Genomic DNA, 7,796 nt, shown 5'->3' with positions numbered 1-7,796 from the left:
ACCATTGCTCCAGATACCTTCTCAGCACGTTGGACAGGTCAGGTACAAGCTAAGTACAGCGAGACTTACAACTTCTACACCAGTAGCGATGATGGTGTGCGGCTGTGGGTCAATGGTCAAGAAATCATTAATAAGTTTGTCGATCAATCACCTACAGAAAACACTGGCTCGATCGCACTAATTGCAGGTCAAAAGTACGATATTAAACTTGAATACTACGAAAATACAGTCACTGCCGTTTCCAAGTTGGCTTGGTCAAGTGCTTCTCAAACCAAAGAAATCATTCCTCAGTCCCAACTTTATAGTCAAAGTGCTAATGGCAACGGCAACGGACTCAAAGCAGAGTACTACGACAACATCGACTTTACCAACCTGAAGCAAACCCGTACAGATGCGACAGTGAATTTTGCCTGGGGTCTTGGTTCTCCAGAACCGTTCATTGCTCCAGATACCTTCTCAGCACGTTGGACAGGTCAGGTGCAAGCCAAGTACAGCGAGACTTACAACTTCTATACCACTAGCGATGATGGTGTGCGACTCTGGGTAAATGGTCAGCAAATCATCAATCAGTTTGTCAATCAATCTGCCACTGAATTTAGCGGCTCGATCGCACTAGTTGCAGGTCAGAAGTATGATATTAAGCTTGAATACTTCGAAAATACCGTCAATGCCGTTTCCAAGTTGGCTTGGTCGAGTGCTTCTCAGACCAAAGAAATTATTCCTCAATCACAACTGTATTCACCAGTTCTTCAGACCACAATCACATTAGGATCATCTTCTACAACTCTGAACGAAGGCGCTGTTAATGCTACCATAACTTTGCTCAGGAGTGGTGATTTAAGCAGCACATCTTCAATCAAGTATGCAACCATAGCTGGTACTGCCACAGCAGGAGTTGACTACGGAAGTGATGGCACCGAAAGCGGTGGAACAATTATTTTTGCGTCGGGTGAAAGCAGCAGACAGGTATCAATTCCAATCAATAACGATTCATTAATAGAAGTAGATGAAACCTTTAGTTTTGTTATCGATCAGCCAGGGGGAGCAACACTAGGACTTCAAAGAACTCTCGGAATTACGATTCAAGATAACGATCGCTCTGGCATCGATTTCAGTGCGCCAGTAATTAATGAGGGTGCCGGAACAGCTACGGTAATAGCTACACGGGGTAACACTGTAGGGGCTGCTAGTGTGAACTACACAACTGTGGATGGAACTGCTAAAGCTGGATCTGACTACCAAAGTAAATCTGGAACCTTGAGTTTTATAGCAGGACAAAGCCAGCAAAACATTATTATCCCCATTATTAATGACAACGTTGAGGAATCAAATGAAACATTTACTCTCAACTTTAGTAATGCAGTTGGAGTCCAACTAACTAATCAACAGACAACTATCACGATTCTTGATAATGACTCTACTAAGTTTGCTTTAGATACGGTAGCTTCTGGTTTGAATCAACCCACAGCTTTTGACTGGACAGCTGACCAAAAGCAGATGTTCATTGCCCAGAAAAATGGGGTAGTACGAGTCTTAGACAACGGCAAATTATTAGCAACACCATTTATCGATATTTCTGCACAGGTAAATGACACGCGCGATCGCGGTCTTTTAGGCATTGCTGTACATCCAGATTTTGGCAAAAGTCCAACCGGCAACAACTATGTTTACCTGTTGTACACTTACGATCCACCAGAAACTAATCCAAACAACCCTAAAAACAATCCCGCTAGCTCATTGGACAATCCCGATCAAAATGGGAATCGGACTGCACAGCTAATTCGGGTAACAGCTGACCCCAACACGAATTACACTACTGCCATTGCCGGCAGCCAATTTGTGCTATTGGGTACTAATGCCATTTGGGAAAATATTAGCCGTCCAGATGGAAACAGCACAAATGTCTCACTTGGCTACGCACCTTCAGGAATTATTAACAAAGATACTGGTAAGCCGTTTACTAGCTTGCAGGATTATCTCAATAATCTCGATAAAGTCCAAAATATCCAGAATTTTATAGCCAACGATAGCGAATCTCACTCAGTTGGTTCTGTGCGTTTTGGTACCGATGGTTCTCTGTTTGTAAGTTTAGGAGACGGGACTTCCTACAACGGGATAGATCCGCGAGCAATTCGCGTTCAGGATGTCAACAATCTGTCCGGCAAGATACTGCGGATTGATGCGATTACTGGTAAAGGCTTATCAAGTAATCCCTTCTACAATCTTACTAACGACTCCAATAGCAATAGTTCCAAGGTCTATAACTTAGGTCTGCGTAACCCCTTCCGTTTCACAATTGATAAGAATAATAACCCTGTGATTGGTGATGTTGGCTTTGATTCTTACGAAGAGGTCAATATCGGAAAACCAGGAGCTAACTTTGGCTGGCCGTTCTATGAAGGAGGTCTTGATGCAAAAGGCAACATCGTCAGCTTGCAACAACCAAAATATGCAACCCTAGATGCAGCAAAAGACTTTTATAGTAGTGGCAAAACTGTTACAGCACCAGTTTATACTTACAAGCATTTTAGTTCCAATTCGATTACTATGGGGGACTTTTACACAGGCAATACTTTCCCCTCAATCTATCAAGGTGCGTTATTCGTTGGTGATTTCAGTCAAGGAACTATCGATGCTTTGACATTCGATAGCCAAGGCAAACTTGTCTCTGTTAAGCGGTTTGCTTCCCCAGCAGACACGCCAAATCTAGGAGTGCCTACACAAATCACCACTGGAAAAGATGGTAATTTGTACTACGTAAACTTGACCGGGGGTGAAATTGCTCGCTTCCGACCTGCTTAGAGATGACTTGAAGGAGATCAGTGAACAGTTATTCGACTGTTCACTGATTTTTGTCAAGATAACTTTGTCAAAAATCCCAACAATTTTTTGGTATTTGATGTCAGGAGGGTACGACGATAAGCATCAGCTGCTTTTTTAATCGCTTCCGCTTGAGTGGGATAAGGATGAATTACACTACTTAACTTACTCAAACCAAGCTTATTCACCATTGCTGTAGTCACTTCTGAAATCATCTCACCAGCGTGACTGGCGACAATAGTTGCACCGATAATTTCATCAGAACCCTTTTTATGGTGGATTTTCAGAAATCCTGATTCTTCACCATCTGCGATCGCTCGGTCTACACTACTAAAAGGTATCTTAATTGTCGTCACTTCAATACCCAATTTCTTCGCCTCGTGTTCGTACATCCCCACGTGGGCAATTTCGGGGTCAGTATAAGTTACCCAAGGCATCACCAAACTGCTGAGTTTCGAGCGTCCGATGTCAAAGGGAGAAAACAGCGTATTTTTAATCACAATCCGCGCCGCAGCATCAGCAGCATGGGTAAACTTCCAGTTCATACAGATATCGCCAGCCGCATAAATTTTGGGATTAGTCGTCTGGAGATAATCATTTACCTTCACACCCTGGCGTTTGTCGTATTCTACACCCACTGCTTCTAAATTTAGATTTTCGACATTTGGCGATCGCCCCGCACCGACTAAAATTTCATCTACTGTCACCGAATCTCGATGACCATTAGAAGAAAAGTAAAGCCGTTTCCCTTCAGTTACAGTTACTACTTCTTCTAATTTGGAATTCAACACTACGCGAATTCCTTCCTTAATCAAAACCTTTTGCAGAATTTCAGCAGCTTCAGCGTCTTCTTTATTCAGAAGATGAGAACCGCTATGGAAAAGTACCACCTCAGAACCCAAGCGTCGGAAAACTTGTGCCAATTCGCAACCAATGGGGCCGCCACCAATCACCGCCAAACGTTCTGGCCGTTGAATCAGCGAAAAAACCGTCTCATTTGTTAGATAACCCGCCTTTTCAATTCCCGGAATCGACAGTTGTGCGGCTCTTGCGCCTGTCGCAATTACAGCTTTTTTAAACCGCAGGGTTTTACCGCCAACTTCCACGGTATTTTTACTCGCAAATCGACCGCTACCCAAAAAGACATCGACACCCAACTTTTGAAACCGTTCCGCCGAGTCGTTAGGGCTGATATCAGCCCTGATTCGCCGCATTCTTGCCATAACTTTGGGAAAATCAACATCTATATTATGTTGGGGAATATTAACTCCCAAGTCTTTAGCATCCCAGATTTCGCCAATGGTGCGGGCAGACCGAATAATAGTTTTAGATGGTACGCAACCAACATTTAAGCAATCTCCACCCATGAGATGCTTTTCAATTAACGCCACTTTTAAACCCAAATCTAGACCCGCAGCCCCCGCCGCCACAACTAATCCCGCCGTACCAGCCCCAATTACTACCAAATCATAAACATCTGCGGGTTGAGGATTAACCCAGTTTGGCGGATGGACGTAAGACACCAACTTTTGGTTATACTCATCCGTTGGGCGAACCGTGACTCTCTCTAAATCTGAATTGGTCATTGGCGAAACCTCTTTTAAGAATTGAAAATACTAAAGTCAACTATCTTGGGGAGGAAATAAATTTAGGTGGCTCAGTCTCTTGTTTTTTATGTTTGTTTAATAATAAATACAGCCTTTGAATTATTCTGTCCGTTTGGGAATTGACAGATACGATTAAAGTTTTCCTGTATAAACGTTTTATTAATCGATAACTTACAGCAATTTGCTGTTGAATAAGCCACAGTAAAATAGCAAAGCTATGCTATCTTACAATTCCTCTTCCAAAGCTTTGCGTGCAATCCGGGTTACATAAACTGTAACGGCGACTGTCGCAAACAAACCCAAAATCCGAATTGCCCATTGTAAAGTCGGGTTAGTAGGTTGAGCCTCAGTGCCAATCATCGCTAAATTACCTGCAAGGGAACCTATATAAACGTACATAATGGTTCCAGGAATCATGCCTACAGAGCCGATGAAATAATCTTTAAGTGAAACTCCTGTAATACCAAAGGCATAATTTAATAAATTGAAAGGAAATATTGGCGAGAGTCGCGTTAGCAGGACGATTTTTAATCCTTCTCTGCCAACGGCTTGGTCAATAGCGGCAAATTTTTTGTTATCTGCGATTTTACCAGCAACCCAACCCCTTGCTAAATAACGTCCAACGAGAAAAGCAGCTGTAGCGCCAAGGGTTGCACCAATAAATACGTAGATAGAACCCCAAACTGCGCCAAAAATTACACCCGCTCCCAAGGTGAGAATCGAACCTGGGAAAAAAGCAATGGTGGCGATAATGTAAAGGGCAATAAAAGCGATCGCTCCTACAGTACCAAGGCTATTAATCCATTGCAAGGCATCCCGTAAAATTCCTTGGGGGTTAAAAGAATTATTTACAGATTCTTGTGCTAAGGCAAAGTCTGTATTTAACAAAAACCCAAAGCCAAATACTAGCAATATTAATCCAATCAATTTAAAAGGCTTGTGGAAGTTTTCAAGATTCAATAGATTTTCTGTAGATTGCTTTTTCATCACTTTAGGTTTAAGAGGTTTTTTTAAAAGTATTTTGCTGTGACTTTAGGCACTTATAGATCCCCCCTAACCCCCCTTAAAAAGGGGGGAACCGGAATTTAAAGTCCCCCTTTTTAAGGGGGATTTAGGGGGATCAAGATATGTGCAACTTCACATTAAATTGGTATTAGGACTTAACTTAATCACACATTTATTACTCTCTAAATTTCTATCCTTCTTTAATTAAACGGTTGATTTCCTGTTGTGTGAATGGATTCTTACCAGCGCTTAAAACTTTTACCCAACTTTCGCGCTGGGATTTTATTTCTTTATCGTCAGTCTGAGCGATGAATCCTTGAAAGTCTTCAATTGCACCTTTTGTATTCCCTGTTAGCGCCCTGGCAAGGCCGCGGCTATCACGAGCATCACCATCATTAGGAGCAAGCACCACAGCTTTTTCACAGGCAGACAATACATCTTTTGCATAACCCCGCAGACTCCCTTGCCGACAAAGTTTTCTCCATGAATACGCGTCGATTTCTCCGTTGGGAGCGAATTGTTGAGCTTTGGTGTAAGCGGCTACTGCTTCTTTAAACTTACGTTCTTCTATAAGTTTACTTCCCTTATCAACCAGTACCGAAAAAGCTTTTGCCTTTAGCTCAAATTCAAAACTAGGGTCTTGTTGCAATGCAGTTTGAAAAGCTGTAACAGCACCATCAATATTACCTACCTTTGCTAAATCCTCACCTTTGTTAACTTGATTTGCAGCTTCTACTAGTGGCTTTGCTTTTGCCTCTGGGTCAAATTTTAAGCTGGGATTCCACTTCAAAGCTTTACGAAAGGTAGCAACAACTGCTTCTTGAGCATCACCTTCTCTTGCTTGTTCCTCACCTTGCCTTATCAGAAATGGTGCTGCTGCCATCAAAATAGGTTGATTTTGGCATACTGATAGGTTTTCTAAATCCTGGGGATGGGTAATAAGGTAATCGTGCAGCCAGGCACAACCTCGAGCTAACTGTCTATCTAAGCTTTCCACTGGCCACACCCGCGCTGTCTTGTCATCACTTGCAGTCACAATCAGCTTGCTATCCGGGCTAAAACTGGCATTGTAGACCACTCCCTGATGCCCTTTGAGTTGGGCTAACAGCTTACCCGTTGTGTCCCACACCCGCGCTGTCTTGTCATCACTTGCAGTCACAATCAGCTTGCTATCCGGGCTAAAACTGGCATTGTAGACCACTCCCTGATGCCCTTTGAGTTGGGCTAACAGCTTACCCGTTGTGTCCCACACCCGCGCTGTCTTGTCATCACTTGCAGTCACAATCAGCTTGCTATCCGGGCTAAAACTGGCATTTCTGACCTGTCCCTGATGCCCTGTAAGCTGCGTCCGTTCTTGAATTCCATCTAAAATTGTTTGCAAAGCTAAGATGGGGCTGACGGCTGGATATTGTTCTAAAGGGCGACCATCCTTAACCAGTGGCTGCAACCCTTGCCCTGCGCTCATAGCTGTGAGTAAGGCTTCTATTGACTGCACCTCAAACTGCTGTATAGCTGCAACTCCCTCTCGCTCTAGCTTTGTGCCTTCTTGGGCTTCTTGAATAGTTTTGTTTGCCCAGATTCCAGCTATTGCTGCTGATACCAACGTCAGACCCAGCACGCCAAAACCAATGCGAACCATCTGTCTTGCCTGCTGTCCAGCTTTCATCAATCTTTGATTCGCTGCTTCAGCTTCGCGGCTTTTACTAATGTAGTTTTTCTGCTGTTGGGTTGGTTGGGGTTGTTGAGCAGCACTAGAGACAAGCCATTGCTCTGCTGCGTCTAAATCAGTTCCACGTAGCAAAAAGCTATCGTTACGTCCCTTGTTCTCCCACTCCAGCGCCCGAATCAGCAAGCGCGTATGCCCGCGCACATATTCTAAATTTGTATCAATTGCTTTAATTAGCTGGGCAAAAACAATGTCGAAATCATCTTGTTCCCGAAAGAACAGCCAGTTGTGCTTGGCAAGGGCAGGATTAACCTGCTCCATGTCGAAGACTTCTCGCCGCACAATTGGCACGAGGCGCTTGTTATTTTTGACGGCGTGTTCAATCTCTTGATTGCAGACTTTAGAGGCAATGGAATCTGGGCTAATTACAAAGACAAAAGTGTTAGTTGCTTCAATCCCCGCTTCAATTTCTGCCCACCAGTCGGCTGTCAAAGGAATATCTTTCCAGTCAACCCAGGTTTCACGATTCTGAGCTTTGAGGGCATTTTGGAGAATAAGAGCGAACTCTTTGTCTCTCCGCGAATAGGAGATAAAAACGTCTGTCATGTGATTTGCTCAATCTAGCCTAGCTTCATCTCAACCAGTAAAACTACTATAGAATTGGGTTTGATTCCTGAATTTACTTGCGTGGATTGGGA

4 protein-coding genes are annotated in these 7,796 nt (G+C 43.5%); 1 reads left to right on the top strand and 3 read right to left on the bottom strand.

The window, feature by feature from the left end:
- On the top strand, window positions 1-2,802 hold a 2,802-nt coding region (locus tag GNF10_RS33390; RefSeq protein WP_185607383.1), incomplete at its 5' end, for a PA14 domain-containing protein.
- Window positions 2,803-2,855: 53 nt separating this feature from the next.
- On the opposite strand, the gene GNF10_RS33385 is transcribed toward GNF10_RS33390, so the two are convergent.
- The 3 genes from GNF10_RS33385 to GNF10_RS33375 all read right to left on the bottom strand — a co-directional run bounded on the left by GNF10_RS33385 (window position 2,856) and on the right by GNF10_RS33375 (window position 7,704).
- Entirely contained in the window at window positions 2,856-4,406 is a 1,551-nt protein-coding gene (locus GNF10_RS33385; RefSeq protein WP_185592593.1) for a mercuric reductase, read from the bottom strand.
- 246 nt (window positions 4,407-4,652) lie between these two features.
- Window positions 4,653-5,414, bottom strand: coding sequence for a TVP38/TMEM64 family protein (locus GNF10_RS33380; RefSeq protein ID WP_185582754.1), 762 nt, complete (start codon window positions 5,412-5,414; stop codon window positions 4,653-4,655).
- A 208-nt stretch (window positions 5,415-5,622) separates the two neighbouring features.
- Entirely contained in the window at window positions 5,623-7,704 is a 2,082-nt protein-coding gene (locus GNF10_RS33375) for a TIR domain-containing protein (RefSeq protein ID WP_185592591.1), read from the bottom strand.
- Window positions 7,705-7,796: the final 92 nt, after the last annotated feature.

Source organism: Nostoc sp. UCD121, from assembly GCF_014222285.1.
Lineage (GTDB): Bacteria > Cyanobacteriota > Cyanobacteriia > Cyanobacteriales > Nostocaceae > Nostoc.
The sequence above is the reverse complement of the archived record's forward strand: the minus strand, read 5'-3'. Positions and strand labels throughout refer to the sequence as shown.

Bases quoted from the DNA above. Each gene is read 5' to 3' on its own strand.
- GNF10_RS33380 (WP_185582754.1), bottom strand. From the start codon at position 5,414: ATGAAAAAGCAATCTACAGAAAATCTATTGAATCTTGAAAACTTCCAC.
- GNF10_RS33385 (WP_185592593.1), bottom strand. From the start codon at position 4,406: ATGACCAATTCAGATTTAGAGAGAGTCACGGTTCGCCCAACGGATGAG.
- GNF10_RS33375 (WP_185592591.1), bottom strand. From the start codon at position 7,704: ATGACAGACGTTTTTATCTCCTATTCGCGGAGAGACAAAGAGTTCGCT.